The sequence below is a fragment of the Streptomyces sp. NPDC016309 genome (assembly GCF_043077235.1).
Classification (GTDB): domain Bacteria; phylum Actinomycetota; class Actinomycetes; order Streptomycetales; family Streptomycetaceae; genus Streptomyces.
On record NZ_JBIBSG010000010.1, the window covers coordinates 136,696 to 151,044 of the forward strand.

Genomic DNA, 14,349 nt, shown 5'->3' on the forward strand with positions numbered 1-14,349 from the left:
GAACCACGCCGGGGGGCGGGGGAAGGTGGCTGCCAGGGGCGTTGCGATGCGAGCTGCGCCCGGCGACATCACCAGAGAAGCAGGGCGGTTCGGCCGCGGCAAGCACCCCCGGTACTAGGCGGGGCCGGACTCGGGGAGGAAGGACTCCCCCCGGCCCGTCGGCGATCAGTGCACGTCACCACGGGAAGCCCGGGGCCGGAAGACCGCCCGTCCCGCCCCACTAACCCGGTTCGTATGTGACCTAGGTCCTGTGGGGTGCTTCACCCTCATCACGCCCTTTCGGGGCGGAAACCGCCCTTATGTCGCCTTCGAATGTGACCTGGGCCTCGAAGGACGCCCGCCGAGTCGCCCGGCGCAGCGCCTTCAGGACCGTGGATCCGATGGTCATCATCAGCACCACGGTCAGCACGGCACGCCCCAGGTCCCAGCCGAGCGACGTCGCCGCGCAGTACGCGAGGAACCGCACCAGGTTCTCCCGCACCGGATCGCCGGGCTGGAACGAGATCCCGCTGCCCATGCCCTGGAGGGTGACCCACCCCTGGAGGTTCATGACGGTCCCGTACGCGAACGCCGCCACCGCCCCGTACAGCGCCAGCAGCAGCAGCTCGGCCCGGCCACGCAGCCGCTCCGCCCCCGGCAGCAGCCCGGCGCCCAGGGTGAACCAGCCCATCGACAGCATCTGGAACGGCAGCCACGGGCCCACCCCGCCGGTCAGCAGCGCCGACGCGAACATGGTCACCGCGCCCAGCACGAACCCGAACCCGGGCCCGAGGACCCGCCCGCTCAGCACCATCAGGAAGAACATCGGCTCCAGGCCCGCCGTGCCGGCGCCCAGCGGCCGCAGCGCGGCGCCGACCGCCGCCAGCACCCCCAGCATCGCCACTGCCTTGGCGTCCATGCCGCAGTCGGCGATCGTCGCCACCACCACGGCCACCAGCAGCGGCAGCAGCACCGCCAGCAGCCAGGGCGCCTCCTGCGAGCGGCCCGCCAGGACGGACCCGCCGTCCGCGAGGAGCGGCCAGCCGAAGGCGACGACGCCGACGGCGCCGACCAGCACGAGGGCGGCGACCGAGCGGGGCCCCAGGCGCACCGGACGGGCGCTCACAGGGCGGCCTCCACCTGCGGCACGGTCAGCCAGGGCTGCGGGGCCAGCACCTTCGCGACCTGCGGGGCGAAGGCCGGGGAGGAGACGACCACCTCGTGCGTCGGGCCGTCCGCGACGACCTCCCCGTCGGCCAGGACGACGACCCGGTGCGCCAGCTCGGCGGCCAGCTCCACGTCGTGCGTGGCCATCACGATGGCGTGCCCGCCGGCCGCCAGCTCCCTCAGCACACCGACCAGCCTCGCCTTCGCGGCGTAGTCCAGCCCCCGGGTCGGCTCGTCGAGCAGCAGCAGCGGTGGCCGGGCGGTCAGCACCACCGCCAGGGCCAGCGCCAGCCGCTGCCCCTCCGACAGGTCTCTAGGGTGCGTGCCGTCCGCGACGCCCGGCAGCAGCCGCGTCACCAGCGCCCGGCAGGCCCCCGGCGCGGCGCCCGCGTCGGCGTCGGCGGCCGCGCACTCGGCGGCGACGGTGTCGGCGTACAGCAGGTCGCGCGGCTCCTGGGGGACCAGCCCGACGTGCCGGATCAGCTCGCGCGGCGCCGTGCGGTGCGGGACCCGGCCGCCCACGAGGACCGTGCCCGAGGCGGGCTCGACCATCCCCACCAGCGCCCCGAGCAGGGTCGACTTGCCGGCTCCGTTGCGGCCCATGAGCGCCACGGTCTCCCCGGCGCGTACCTCCAGGGCCACGTCCCGCAGCGCCTCGACCCGCCCGTGCCGCACGCCCAGGCCCCGCACCCCGGCGGCCACCGGGCCGGTGCCGCCGGAGCCGCTGCCGTCCGGGCCGGTCCCGCCCCCGGCGCCCCGGCCGGCCGCGCCGCCCGGCCCGCCCGGGTCCGGTGCGCCCGCGCCGCGCAGCAGCCGGCCCAGCGCCACCCGTACGCCCCGCGCGGGCACGGGCGCGGGACCGCCGCCAACGGGACCGCCGCCAACGAGACCGCCGCCAACGAGACCGCCGTCAACGGGCGCGGGCACGGGCGCCACGGGCGAGCGGCCCGCCAGCCGCTCCCGCAGCGCGCCCGCCCGGCGCCGGGCGTCCCGTACCGACAGCGGCAGCGGGTCCCAGCCCGCCAGCCGGCCGAGGGCGACCACCGGGGGGTGCACCGGCGACACCGCCATGACCTCGGCGGGCGGGCCAACGACCACCGGGGCGCCGGGCGCCGGCAGCAGGGCGACCCGGTCGGCGTACTGGACCACCCGCTCCAGCCGGTGCTCGGCCATCAGCACCGTGGTGCCCAGGTCGTGGACCAGCCGCTGGAGGACCGCCAGGACCTCCTCCGCGGCGGCCGGGTCCAGCGCCGACGTCGGCTCGTCCAGCACCAGCACTTGCGGGTGCGGCGTCAGCACCGAGCCGATCGCCACCCGCTGCCGCTGGCCGCCCGACAGCGTGGCGATCGGCCGGTCCCGCAAGGAGGCGAGGCCCAGCAGATCCAGCGTCTCCTCCACCCGGCGGCGCATCACCGCGGGAGCCAGGCCCAGCGACTCCATCCCGTACGCCAGCTCGTCCTCCACCGTGTCCGTGACGAAGTGCGCGAGCGGGTCCTGGCCCACGGTGCCGACCACGTCCGCCAGTTCACGCGGCGCGTGGGTGCGGGTGTCCCGGCCGCCGACCGTGACCCGGCCCCGCAGGGTGCCGCCCGTGAAGTGCGGGACCAGCCCCGACACCGCGCTCAGCAGCGTGGACTTGCCCACCCCGGACGGGCCCACCAGCAGCACCAGCTCGCCCTCCGGGACGGTCAGGTCGACCCCCTCCAGCGTGGGCGCGGCGGCACCGGCGTACGTCACCGTCACGTTCTCGAACCGGATCACACGGACTCCTTCGGCACCGGGGCCACGAACGCGGGCAGCAAGCCCACCAGAACGGACAGCGCCGGCCACAGCGGCAGGCCGGGCGCGGCGAGCGGAACGACGCCCGGGTGCAGCCCCGGCGCGTCGGAGGCGATCAGCAGGGCCGCCACCGTGGCGCCCGACCCGGCCACCAGCCAGGCGCGGGCGTCCCACCGGTCGGGCCGGTACCGGGTGCGCGCCGAACGGCGGCCGCCCAGCCGCAGCGCCACCAGGACCATCACCACCCCGGCCACCACGAGCGGCACCGCGTACGCACCGCCGGACGCCGCCAGCAGCCCGTATCCGCCGACGCACACGCAGAGCAGCCCGCCCAGCGTCAGGGCCGTGGTGGCGTGCCGCACCGCGCGCGGAACCGGCACCGTCCGCCCGTACCCCCGCGCGTCCATCGACGCGGCGACCGCCACCGACCGCTCCAGCGCACCCTCCAGCACCGGCAGCCCCACCTGGAGCACCGCCGTCACCCCGCCCGTCGGCCGGCCGCGCAGCCGCCGCGCCGTCCGCAGCCGCGCCACGTCGGCCACCATGTTCGGCGCGAACGTCATCGCGACGACCACCGCGACCCCGGCCTCGTACAGCGCGCCCGGCAGCGACTTCAGCAGCCGGGCCGGGCTGGCCAGCGCGTTGGCCGCGCCCACGCAGATCAGCAGCGTCGCCAGCTTCGCCCCGTCGTACAGGGCGAACACGAGCTGCTCGGCCGTCACCCGCCCGCCGATCCGCACCCCCTGCGCCCAGTCGGGCAGCGGGACTTCGGGCAGGGTCACCAGGACGCGGGTGCCGGGTACGGGCGAGCCGAGGACCACCGAGAACACCAGCCGGACCACCAGCACCGCCAGCCCGAGCCGGACGAACGCCCCGTACGAGCGGGCCCACGGCGCGTCGGTCCGGCGGGCGGCCACCACGTAGCCGGCCACGCCGACCAGCAGCCCCAGCACCAGCGGGTTGGTGGTGCGGGACGCGGCCACGGCCAGGCCCAGGGCCCACAGCCACCAGGCGCCCGGGTGCAGGGCGTTGGAGCGGTTCGCCTCGGGAGGGCGCGGGCCCAGGGGAGCGCGGCTCATCGGCGGCGGGCCCGCCACCCGGCGGCGAGGCCCAGGACGGCGACGGCGGCCACTCCGGCGACCGTCCCCACGGACGGCCCGGAGTCCTCCGGCTCCCCGGCGACGGGCTCCTTCCGCCCGCCGGTGCCGCCCGCCGCACCCGCGCCGCCGGGCTGCCCGGCCGGCTCCGACACCTGCTCGCCGCAGCCCGTCCGCGGATACCCGGCGATCGCGCACAGCAGCGCCTGGCTGTTGTACCGCAGCGGTTTCGCGACGGCGGCGAGCGCCTCCGCCGCGGTCGCGTCGGCCCGCACCCGCGCGCACGCCGCACGCGGCCCGGGCGGCCGGCCGGCGCCGTCGGGCGCGTCGGCCGCCGTGCCGAAGTCGATGACGACTCCGACCCGCTTGGTGCCGTCCGCCGCGGGTGCCGTACCGCAGATCGCGGCGAAGCCGGGTGCCCGCCGCGGCCGTTGGGCGTCCTGGGAGTCGGCGCTCACCGCGAACCGGTAGCCGTTGACGTCCCCGTCGGCGGGCCGGGCGGTGGCCGGGCCCTGGGTGGCGTACGTCCAGGCGCCCCGGCCGCCGTCGCTCTCCCAGAACGACCAGTAGCGGTAGCCGGCCGCCCGGGCGGGCCCGGCGACGCCGAGCAGCACCGCGCAGACCGCGAGGAGCAGGGTCAGCGAGCGGGCCCGCATCAGCGCTGCCGCTTGCGTCCGCTGAGCAGGAACCCGATGCCCATGCCGGCGACCAGGAAGACGGCGACGACCAGCCAGACGTCGGAGCCCTCCTCCTCGTCGGCCGCCCGGTCCTGCTCGTCGTCCTTGTCCCGGTCCTTCCGCTCCAGGGGCAGCGAGGCCGGTGCCGGTCCCGTCGCGTTGAGCCGCTGGACGAGGTCGACCCCGCCGAAGTCGTGGACGTCCGCGCCCACGGTATGGGCGGCCAGGACGAGCTGGGCCCAGGCGGCGGGGCCGTTCTCGGTGGCCCAGGGGGCGGCGTTCTTCCGCAGCCAGTCGACGGCCGGGGCCGCCCGCTCGGCGTGCCCCGCCGCGCCCAGCGCGATCACGGCGTCGGCGGTGTTGCCGACGTCCGGCCGGGGCGCGGTGGTGGCGGCTCCGGGCATGGGCGGGAGGTCGAGGTGGCCGCCGCGGGCGAGGGCGCCGGCCAGGTACGCGGCGCCGTTGCGGGCGGCGCGCTCGGCCGACGGCGCGCCCGCGGCCCGGCAGGTCGGCTCCTGCTCCGGCTCGGCGCCGCGCGTCTGGAGGTCCTTGCCGAGCCCGGCGAGGACGGCGGCGGCGGTGGCGTCGCCGTTCGCGACGAGCGCGCCGGTCTTCGGGTCCGGCTGGTAGGCGAAGGCGCCCGCGCCGGTCTTGGCGTCGCACGGGATCGCCAGGCCGAGCAGTGCGTCGTACGCGGTGCGGCCGCCGGCGGAGCGGACGTCGCCGGGCCGGTGGCCGGTCGCGGCGAGGGCGCTGACGACGATCGAGGTGGAGTTGGCGTCGCTGGGGGAACCGGGGTTGTAGCCCCAGCCGCCGTCCTTGTTCTGCATGCCCTTCAGCCAGGCGGCGCCCGCGTCGATGGCCTTGCTGACCGGATCGGTGCCGGGTTCGGCGGCCTCGGGCCGGTCGACGCCGGACAGGGCCTGGACGGCGACGGCGGTGGCGTTGGTGTCCAGTGTCGTCCCCGGTCCGCACGTGGTGGCCGGGGCGGGGCGGTAGGAGGCGAAGCCGCCGCTGTCGCACTGCTGTCCCAGCAGCCAGTCGACCGCCTTGCGGTTCGGCTCCACCCCGGCCACCTGCTGGGCCATGAAGGCCAGGGACTGGCGCCACACACCGTCGTAGGTGGGGTCCTTCGTGCCGTAGAGCCCGGCGGGGACGGTGGGGGAGGGGGAGGGGGCCGGTGACGGCGCCGCGTGGGCGGCCGGGGAGCCGCCGGACAGCAGGACGGCGGCCGCGGCGAGCGCGGCGGCGCCGTGGCGTACGCGAACGGTGGTCATGGCTACGGTGGCCTCTCCTGCGGGAACCGGGCACCGGTACGCGAAGGGCACCAGGCTCCGGCTCCGTATTCCTCGACGGTGCCGGTCACCGGGCTCAGGGTCCCGGTGACACGAGCCGAACACGTGCTCGCACGGGGCATTCCGGCTCACCGCCGAAGCGGTCTCACGGCTGCGTGGTCAGCGCCGGATTTGCACCGGCTTCCCCCCGTACGGGGCATGATGACGACGGCGCTCACTCTACCGGCGGGTCAGGACGGCCCCCACGCGACGTACGTCACGGCGTCGCGGCCCGGGACCGGCTCCGCGCGGCCCCCGTGCACCGGGCCCGGCGACGGCACCCGGTCGGGTGGGGAGCACCTCGCCGCCGCCCAGGGATGCCCGGTCGACGCGATCACCCTCGTCACGGCGGACGGCGGCGAACCGGTCTTCCCGCCCGCCGAAGGGTGAAGGAGTGACGGAGGAACGGCGCGCTGCGCCCGTCGCTGCCCGGAATGCCCCGTACCTCCGTGCGAAACTGCTGCCTTGATCACGGGGGCACGGGGCCCGCGTGCACGCAGGATTGGGTGTCTCATGCGCAAGGCGATGGGAGTCGTCCCCGCCCGGGTGACGTCGAGGGCTTGGCGGGGCGCGGCCGCGGCCGCCGGTGTGGCGCTGCTGGTCGCCGGCTGCGGCGGTGGCGGTACGGACGGCGGGACGGCCACGCCCGCGTCCCGCACCCCGGCGGGTGCGGGGGCCGGTGCGGAAGCGGGCGACGGCCTGGACGCCGCGGCGGTGACGAAGGAGATCTCGGCCGCGGCCACGGCGGCGGGCTTCACCGAGGAGCCCTCGGACGAGGACGTCCCGCCGGCCCTCAAGCCGTGCATGGTCTCCTGGCAGGTCGACGACAAGAAGGCCACCGACTCCAGGAAGTCCTACGACGCCACCGTCGCGGCCCTCGGCAAGGGCGGCTGGAAGGAGTCGCAGCAGTTCGACCAGAAGGGGTCGGTCGTCACCTCGCTGCGGAAGGGCGGCTGGACGCTCAAGGCGAGCCACCACGGACAGGGCGGCTTCCTGATGGTGTCGTTCATCGCGACCGACTCCAGCCCCACCTGCGAGAAGCTCTTCCAGGAGGACCTGGAGAAGAACAAGAACGCGCGCTGAAGGCGGCCCGCTCAGGACGGTCCAGCGGCCCCGTCCCCGCCCGGGGCCGCGTCCGGCGCCGTCAGGTCGATCAGACGGCACACCATCTCGATGTCGATCCTCACCTGGGCGATCGACGCCCGGCCCGACAGCCAGGCGATCAGCGCCGAGTGCCAGGTGTGCTCGATCACCCGCACCGCCGCGAGCTGCTGCGGCGTCGGGTGCTCCAGACCCGTGGCGTCCAGGATGATCGCCGTCGTCCGCCGCGAGACGGCGTCCACCTCCGCGCTCACGCCGCGGTCCGCGAACGTCAGCGCCCGCACCATCGCCTCCGCCAGGTGCGGCTCCCGCTGGAGGGCGCGGAAGGCGCGCATCAGCGTCTCCGCCACCCGCTCCGACGCCGCCCGTCCGGTCGGGGGCCGCTTGCGCAGCGTCGTGTGCAGGTGGTCGAGCTGGTCCTGCATGGTGGCCACCAGCAGGTGGATCTTGGACGGGAAGTAGCGGTACAGCGTGCCCAGCGCGACTCCGGCGGCCTCCGCGACCTCGCGCATCTGCACCGCGTCGAATCCGCCCCGGCCGGCGAGCTCCGCGCCGGCGTGGAGGATCCGGCGGCGGCGCGCCTCCTGGCGCTCGGTGAGCGGTGGCGAGGCCGGTCTGACGTCCCCTGTCATGTGTCCCGTTCCGTTGTTCCGTTCCGCGGCCTGCCGGCGTGCGCACGGGCCGGCTCCGCCCGGCGCCCCGTCGTGGCGTGAATCACCTGTTCCGGCTCTCACAGCGGCGCTACCTGCCGGTAGATTCGAAGCTCCTCGAACGATCAAGTCTGAAACTTGTTCTAGATTAGCGCGACCGGTTACGCTCCGGCGAAACGCAAGGCAGAAGGGGGCCGCGAGTGACCGCTGAGGCCATAGAGGCAGGCCCCCGCGGCGGTGTCACCGGAGGCGACGACGCCCCGCTGCGCATCGCGCTCCTCACCTACAAGGGCAACCCGTTCTGCGGCGGCCAGGGCGTCTACGTACGCCATCTGTCCCGCGAACTGGCCCGCCTCGGCCACCACGTCGAGGTGATCGGCTCCCAGCCCTACCCCGTCCTGGACGAGGGCGTGCCGCTCACCGAGCTGCCCAGCCTCGACCTCTACCGGCAGCCCGACCCCTTCCGCACCCCCGGACGCGGCGAGTACCGGGACTGGATCGACGCCCTTGAGGTCGCCACCATGTGGACCGGCGGCTTCCCCGAACCCCTCACCTTCTCGCTGCGCGCCCGCCGCCACCTGGCCGCCCGCCGCGGCGACTTCGATGTCGTCCACGACAACCAGACCCTCGGCTACGGCCTCCTCGGTGACATCGGCGCCCCGCTCGTCACCACCGTCCACCACCCCATCACGGTGGACCGGCGCCTGGACCTGGACGCCGCCGAGGGCTGGAAGCGCCGCGCCTCCGTCCGCCGCTGGTACGCCTTCACGCGCATGCAGAAGCGGGTCGCCCGCCGCCTGCCGTCGGTGCTCACCGTCTCCGGCACCTCCCGCGACGAGATCGTCGAACACCTCGGCGTACGCCAGGACCGCATCCGCGTCGTCCACATCGGCGCCGACACCGACCTGTGGTCGCCCGACCCGGCCGTCCCCCGGGTCCCCGGCCGGATCGTCACCACCTCCAGCGCCGACGTCCCGCTCAAGGGCCTCGTCCACCTCGTCGAGGCGCTCGCCAAGCTGCGCACCGAGAACCCCGACGCCCACCTCGTCGTCGTCGGCAAGCGCGCCGAGGACGGACCGGTCGCCCAGGCCATCGAGCGGTACGGCCTCGACGGCGCCGTCCGGTTCGTCAAGGGCGTCACCGACGCCGAGCTCGTCGACCTCTACCGGGGCGCCCAGGTGGCCTGCGTCCCCTCGCTGTACGAGGGGTTCTCCCTGCCCGCCGCCGAGGCGATGGCCACCGGGACCCCCCTGGTCGCCACCACCGGCGGCGCCATCCCGGAGGTCGCGGGCCCCGACGGCGAGACCTGCCTGGCCGTCCCGCCCGGCGACGCGGGCGCCCTCGCGGCCGCCCTCGGCCGGCTGCTCGGCGACCCCGACCTCCGTACGCGCCTCGGCGCGGCCGGCCGCGCCCGGGTGCTGGACAGGTTCACCTGGGCCCGAGCGGCCCAGGGCACGGCCGAGCTGTACCGCGAGGCCATCGCGGCGCGCGGAGCCCGCCGGTGACCCCCCAGCCCTCCCGCACACCCACCCCCCTCCTCCGTGAAAGCAGGCCGTCCCCGTGCTGACCGTCGACTTCACCCGCTTCCCGCTCGCCCCCGGCGACCGCGTCCTCGACCTGGGCTGCGGGGCCGGGCGGCACGCGTTCGAGTGCTACCGGCGCGGGGCCCAGGTCGTCGCCCTCGACCAGAACGGCGAGGAGATCCGCGAGGTCGCCAAGTGGTTCGCCGCCATGAAGGAGGCCGGTGAGGCACCCGCCGGGGCCACCGCCACCGCCATGGAGGGCGACGCCCTCAACCTGCCCTTCCCCGACGAGTCGTTCGACGTCGTGATCATCTCCGAGGTCATGGAGCACATCCCGGACGACAAGGGCGTCCTCGCCGAGATGGTCCGCGTCCTCAAGCCCGGCGGCCGCATCGCCGTCACCGTCCCCCGCTACGGCCCCGAGAAGGTCTGCTGGGCGCTCTCCGACGCCTACCACGAGGTCGAGGGCGGCCACATCCGCATCTACAAGGCCGACGAGCTCCTCGCCAGGATCCGCGAGGCCGGCCTCAAGCCGTACGGCACCCACCACGCGCACGCGCTCCACTCGCCCTACTGGTGGCTCAAGTGCGCGTTCGGCGTCGACAACGACAAGGCGCTGCCGGTCCGCGCGTACCACAAGCTGCTGGTCTGGGACATCATGAAGAAGCCGCTGGCCACCCGCCTCGCCGAGCGGGCCCTCAACCCCGTCCTGGGCAAGAGCTTCGTGGCGTACGCGACCAAGCCGCACCACCCCGCGGCGGACGCCAAGTGACCTCCCCCGAACGCACCGAACACCTCGTCCTGCCCGGCGTCCTCACCGCCGAGCAGGCCGCCGAGACCGTCGCCGGCATCCTCGCCGTCCAGCGCGAGGACGGCGCCATCCCCTGGTTCCGCGGCCACCACCTCGACCCGTGGGACCACACCGAGGCCGCCATGGCCCTGGACACGGCCGGCGAACACGACGCGGCCGCGCGCGCCTACGAGTGGCTCGCCCGCCACCAGAACGACGACGGCTCCTGGTACGCCGCCTACCACGACGGCGACCCCACCCGGGTCACCGACCACGGCCGCGAGACCAACTTCTGCGCCTACATCGCGGTCGGCGTCTGGCACCACTACCTCGCCACCGGCGACGACACCTTCCTCGACCGGATGTGGCCGGCCGTCTACGCGGCCGTCGAGTTCGTCCTGCGGCTCCAGCAGCCCGGCGGCCAGATAGGCTGGAAGCGCGAGCCCGACGGCACCCCCGTCACCGACGCCCTGCTCACCGGCTCCTCCTCCATCCACCAGGCGCTGCGCTGCGCCCTGGCCATCGCCGAGGAACGCGAGGAGCCCCAGCCCGACTGGGAACTGGCCACGGGCGCGCTCGCCCACGCCATCCGCCACCACCCCGAGCGCTTCCTCGACAAGAACCGCTACTCCATGGACTGGTACTACCCGGTCCTCGGCGGCGCCGTCACCGGCGCGGCGGCCAAGGAGCGCATCGAGAGCGCCTGGGACGACTTCGTGGTCCCCGGCCTGGGCGTGCGCTGCGTCCTGCCCAACCCGTGGGTCACCGGCGGCGAGAGCTGCGAACTGGCCCTCACCCTCTGGGCGATGGGCGAGTCCGACCGTGCCCTGGAGATCCTCCAGTCCATCGGCCACCTCCGTGCCCCGGGCGGCATGTACTGGACCGGCTACGTCTTCGAGGGCGAGCGCGCCGTCTGGCCCGAGGAGCTCACCACCTGGACCGCGGGCTCCCTGCTGCTCGCCGTCGCGGCCCTCGGCGGGGACGAGGCCACCACCGCGGTGTTCGGCGGCGGTCGCCTCCCCGAGGGTCTGGCGCCGGACTGCTGCGGCTAGCGGCAGGACCCGGACGGCTCGTCCGGGTCAGTACCGGCGCAGCCGGCCGGCCAGGGCGTGGCCGAGGAGCAGGTACACGAGCGCGGCCAGCCCGTAGCCGGCCACGACCCGCAGCCAGGCCGCGTCGAACGTGAACAGGTCGTGCGACCAGCCGGCCAGCCAGCGGGCCGCGTTCTGCACGAACTGCACCAGGTCGTTGGCCCGGTTGGCGTCGAAGAGGTACATCAGGATCCACAGGCCGATGATGGCGGCCATGACGTCGGCGACGACCACTATCGCGGTGGCCGCCGATGCGCTTCCGTTCCGGTGACGGGGAGACATGCGGTACGGATTGCCGCTCCCCGACGCCCGAAACCGGCTCCTTCGCCCAGCCGTTGAGGCCGGCCGGGAGCCGTATGCCCGCCACGCTTTTTGACGGCAGGTCACCTCCGGGCCGGGCGGCCGTACGGCGACGGCCCCCCGCCCGGAAGGGCGAGGGGCCGTACGCGGACGCGCGGCTCAGCCGCGCTGGATGCCCGTGGTGTCCTGGAGCACACCGCGGCGGCCGTCCTGCGTCTGGGCCACCAGGCCCTGGCCGCGCTGTTCCACCGCCAGGTACCAGGTACCGGGCGCCAGTTCCGCGATCGGCGTCGGGGAGCCGTCCTCCGCGTACAGCGGGCGGGCCACCGGCACGGCGAACCAGAACGGCGAGAAGTCCGAGGCGCCCGCCGGCTGCGGCGCCGGAGCGCCGCCCTGCGGCTGACCGCCCTGGGACGGCGGCTGCTGGTCGACCTTGGCCGGCTGCGGCTGCACCGGCGGCTGGCCGGCCTGCGACGCGCCCGGGTAGCCGTAGCCACCCTGGGGCTGGCCGCCGTACGGCTGCTGCTGGGCGCCGGGGTAGCCGTAACCGGCCTGCGGCTGCCCGCCGTAGGGCTGCGGCTGCTGCGGACGCGGGGCGCCCACGAGCGGGGCCTTCAGCGCCGGGACCAGCGGGGCCGCCACCGCGGCGGCGGCGAGCGCGATCGTGGCCAGCAGGCCCAGGATCATGCCGGCGCCCGCGTCGGCGTCCATGTCGATGATGGTCCAGAACGCCGTCCACAGCGCGAAGATGCAGAAGGCCACGCCGAACTGGCCCAGGTCGATCCCCGCGATCCGGCGGCCGGGCATCGCCCGCCCGACCACGATCAGCGCCGCCCCGATGACACCGGAGAGGAACATGCTCATCAGGAGGCCCAGGCCGTCCCAGGCGTTGCGCCTCTCGAAGCCGGAGCAGTCGACCCCCGCGGGGCAGTCGAAACTGGTGAGGCCGAGGAACGAGGCGATGAACAGCACCACCGCTGCTCCGATCACCACGCCATCGCCTCGAGTGAGGGAGCGGATGTTCACGTGTAAGAGTCCTTCTCGGTTCGTCTCGTCGGGGTGGCGCGGTGCACGGGGGTGGCCGGGCCCCATCGTACGGATGCGGTACGGGTCCGGGGCTACCCCGGGCCCCCGGCAGGCTACCGCCCGCCGGACCTAGTCCCGCAGGTAGGTGGCGATGCCGGCGGCGATTCCCCGGGCCGCTTTCTGCCGCCATGCCGCGTCTGTCAGCAATGCGGCGTCCTTCGGGTCACGCATATTGCCGCATTCGACGAACACTTTGGGCACGGTCGACAGATTCAGTCCGCCCAGATCCTTCCGGACGTCCAAACCCGTTCCGTCCCCGATGTAGTTGGCCGGGGCGCTGCCGGTGGCCGCCGCGAACTGCCGTGCCACGGCCCGCCCGAGGTCACGGGACGGGGCGACGATCCGGGCCGTGTCCGCCCCGCCGCCCTTGACCAGGGCGGGCAGGATCACATGGAACCCGCGGTTGCCGGCGGCCGAGCCGTCCGCGTGGACGGACACCACGGCGTCCGCCTCCGCGGCGTTCCCGATCCGGGCCCGCTCGTCGACGCACGGGCCGAACGGGCGGTCCGCGTCATGGGTCAGCGTCACGGTCGCCCCCTGCTCCTGGAGCAGGGTGCGAAGACGGTGTGAAACATCCAGGGTGAATGCGGCCTCCGTGTGGCCGGAGTCGGTGGACGTCCCCGTGGTGTCGCATTCCTTGCGGTTCGTTCCGATGTCCACCTGCCGGCCGATCTCCCGGGCGTGGCGGAAGTTCCCGGGGTTGTGGCCGGGGTCGATCACCACCGTCCGGCCGGCGAGCGGCGCCGCCGGGGAGGGGCCCGGGGCGGCGGGCGACGGAGCGGACGGCCCCGGCGCCGGCCGCGCCCCGTGCGGGACGCTCTTCGCCGGACCGCTCGTCACGCCCCAGACCAGCCACCCCGCCAGCGCGGCCGGCACCAGCGCGGCGACCGTCAGGGTGAGCCCGCGCCGGCGGGGCGGGCGCGGGGCCGGTGGGCTGTCGTTCTCGTGCACACCCCGATGCTAGGTCGTGTCTTGCCGATCGGGCCGGACCGGCGGCCGGCGGCCGGCGCCGTGCATCGCACGCCCGGACGCCCCCACCCGCGTCAGATGCCCGGGCCCGTACGGCGCAGTACGCGCAGCGAGTCCGTCACCGACACCTCGGTGAACGCCCCGGACTCCAGCGCCCGCAGGTACACGCGGTACGGGGCCTGGCCGCCGTCCGCCGGGTCGGGGAACACGTCGTGGACCACCAGCAGCCCGCCCTCGGCCACGCGCGGCGCCCAGCCCTCGTAGTCGGCGGTGGCGTGCTCGTCGGTGTGGCCGCCGTCGATGAACACCAGGCCGAGCTCGCCCGCCCAGACCCGCGCCACCTGCGGCGAGCGCCCCACGACCGCGATGACGTACTCCTCCAGCCCCGCCGCGTGCAGCGTGCGGCGGAACGTCGGCAGCGTGTCCATCAGCCCCACCTCGGGGTCCACCACCGCCGGGTCGTGGTACTCCCAGCCCGGCTGCTGCTCCTCGCTGCCCCGGTGGTGGTCGACCGTGACCGCCACGGTGCCCGCGGCCCGGGCCGCGTCGGCCAGCAGGATCGTGGAGCGCCCGCAGTACGTGCCGACCTCCAGCAACGGCAGCCCCAGCCGGCCGGCCTCGGCGGCAGCCGCGTGGAGCGCCAGTCCCTCGCGCACGGGCATGAACCCCTTGGCGGCCTCGAAGGCGGCGAGCGTCTCCGGCTTGGGCGGCGCGGCGGGCACGGCCATGGGTTCCTCCTGAGCGGTCCGGCTACTGGGCGGTCACATCGTAGGTGGACCAGGACCTCCGACGTACGTCCATCTCCT

15 protein-coding genes and 1 riboswitch are annotated in these 14,349 nt (G+C 75.3%); of the genes, 5 read left to right on the plus strand and 10 right to left on the minus strand.

The genetic code is table 11. The features are described 5' to 3' along the window. Window positions 1-241: 241 nt before the first annotated feature. From ACF068_RS25145 to ACF068_RS25165, 5 genes are read right to left on the minus strand one after another with little or no spacing between them, the layout of a single operon-like run. Window positions 242-1,138: an ECF transporter S component gene (locus tag ACF068_RS25145; RefSeq protein WP_392276685.1), complete on the minus strand. Its 897-nt coding sequence runs from the start codon at window positions 1,136-1,138 to the stop codon at window positions 242-244. Further along, the gene (locus ACF068_RS25150; protein WP_392276552.1) at window positions 1,102-2,907 is read right to left on the minus strand and encodes an ABC transporter ATP-binding protein; all 1,806 of its coding nucleotides are present in this window, start codon (window positions 2,905-2,907) and stop codon (window positions 1,102-1,104) included. The genes ACF068_RS25145 and ACF068_RS25150 overlap by 37 nt, the downstream gene beginning before the upstream one ends. Beyond that, window positions 2,904-4,004 carry an energy-coupling factor transporter transmembrane protein EcfT gene (locus tag ACF068_RS25155; protein WP_392276553.1) on the minus strand — a complete coding sequence of 367 codons (1,101 nt, stop codon included), beginning with the start codon at window positions 4,002-4,004 and terminating at the stop codon, window positions 2,904-2,906. The genes ACF068_RS25150 and ACF068_RS25155 overlap by 4 nt, the downstream gene beginning before the upstream one ends. After that, entirely contained in the window at window positions 4,001-4,678 is a 678-nt protein-coding gene (locus ACF068_RS25160; RefSeq protein WP_392276554.1) for an SCO2322 family protein, read from the minus strand. Before ACF068_RS25160 ends, ACF068_RS25155 begins: the two co-directional genes overlap by 4 nt. Then, a complete protein-coding gene (locus ACF068_RS25165) occupies window positions 4,678-5,976 on the minus strand; it encodes a prenyltransferase/squalene oxidase repeat-containing protein (RefSeq protein WP_392276555.1) in 1,299 nt (432 codons plus the stop codon). Before ACF068_RS25165 ends, ACF068_RS25160 begins: the two co-directional genes overlap by 1 nt. 134 nt (window positions 5,977-6,110) lie before the next feature. Continuing rightward, window positions 6,111-6,181: riboswitch (cobalamin riboswitch) on the minus strand. Between the two features lie 11 nt (window positions 6,182-6,192). On the opposite strand from ACF068_RS25165, the gene ACF068_RS25170 reads away from it, so the two are divergent. Both ACF068_RS25170 and ACF068_RS25175 read left to right on the plus strand, forming a co-directional pair. Then, window positions 6,193-6,423 (plus strand): ferredoxin, encoded by a 231-nt coding sequence (locus ACF068_RS25170; RefSeq protein ID WP_392276556.1) that lies wholly within the window; start codon window positions 6,193-6,195, stop codon window positions 6,421-6,423. Between the two features lie 123 nt (window positions 6,424-6,546). Continuing rightward, window positions 6,547-7,116, plus strand: coding sequence for a hypothetical protein (locus tag ACF068_RS25175; RefSeq protein ID WP_392276557.1), 570 nt, complete (start codon window positions 6,547-6,549; stop codon window positions 7,114-7,116). A gap of 11 nt (window positions 7,117-7,127) precedes the next feature. Here the strand turns inward: ACF068_RS25175 and ACF068_RS25180 are convergent, their stop codons facing one another. Further along, on the minus strand, window positions 7,128-7,766 hold the full coding sequence (locus ACF068_RS25180) for a TetR family transcriptional regulator (protein ID WP_392276558.1): 639 nt from the start codon (window positions 7,764-7,766) through the stop codon (window positions 7,128-7,130). 218 nt (window positions 7,767-7,984) lie between these two features. Here ACF068_RS25180 and ACF068_RS25185 point away from each other — a divergent pair, with 218 nt between their 5' ends. Genes ACF068_RS25185 through ACF068_RS25195 form a run of 3 tightly spaced genes read left to right on the plus strand, consistent with a single transcriptional unit; the run spans window position 7,985 to window position 11,149 of the window. After that, complete coding sequence (locus ACF068_RS25185; RefSeq protein WP_392276559.1) at window positions 7,985-9,289, plus strand: glycosyltransferase family 4 protein; 1,305 nt, start codon at window positions 7,985-7,987, stop codon at window positions 9,287-9,289. Window positions 9,290-9,344: 55 nt separating this feature from the next. After that, window positions 9,345-10,079 (plus strand): class I SAM-dependent methyltransferase, encoded by a 735-nt coding sequence (locus ACF068_RS25190; RefSeq protein WP_392276560.1) that lies wholly within the window; start codon window positions 9,345-9,347, stop codon window positions 10,077-10,079. Continuing rightward, window positions 10,076-11,149, plus strand: coding sequence for a prenyltransferase (locus ACF068_RS25195; protein WP_392276561.1), 1,074 nt, complete (start codon window positions 10,076-10,078; stop codon window positions 11,147-11,149). Before ACF068_RS25190 ends, ACF068_RS25195 begins: the two co-directional genes overlap by 4 nt. Before the next feature lie 27 nt (window positions 11,150-11,176). Here the strand turns inward: ACF068_RS25195 and ACF068_RS25200 are convergent, their stop codons facing one another. From ACF068_RS25200 to ACF068_RS25215, 4 genes are all read right to left on the minus strand, one after another. After that, window positions 11,177-11,470 carry a hypothetical protein gene (locus tag ACF068_RS25200; RefSeq protein WP_392276562.1) on the minus strand — a complete coding sequence of 98 codons (294 nt, stop codon included), beginning with the start codon at window positions 11,468-11,470 and terminating at the stop codon, window positions 11,177-11,179. Between the two features lie 177 nt (window positions 11,471-11,647). Beyond that, the gene (locus ACF068_RS25205) at window positions 11,648-12,481 is read right to left on the minus strand and encodes a hypothetical protein (RefSeq protein WP_392276563.1); all 834 of its coding nucleotides are present in this window, start codon (window positions 12,479-12,481) and stop codon (window positions 11,648-11,650) included. Window positions 12,482-12,643: 162 nt separating this feature from the next. Next, window positions 12,644-13,525: an N-acetylmuramoyl-L-alanine amidase gene (locus ACF068_RS25210; RefSeq protein ID WP_392276564.1), complete on the minus strand. Its 882-nt coding sequence runs from the start codon at window positions 13,523-13,525 to the stop codon at window positions 12,644-12,646. Window positions 13,526-13,617: 92 nt separating this feature from the next. Continuing rightward, window positions 13,618-14,271, minus strand: a complete 654-nt coding sequence (locus tag ACF068_RS25215; RefSeq protein ID WP_392276565.1) for a class I SAM-dependent methyltransferase — start codon at window positions 14,269-14,271, stop codon at window positions 13,618-13,620. Window positions 14,272-14,349 lie beyond the last annotated feature (78 nt).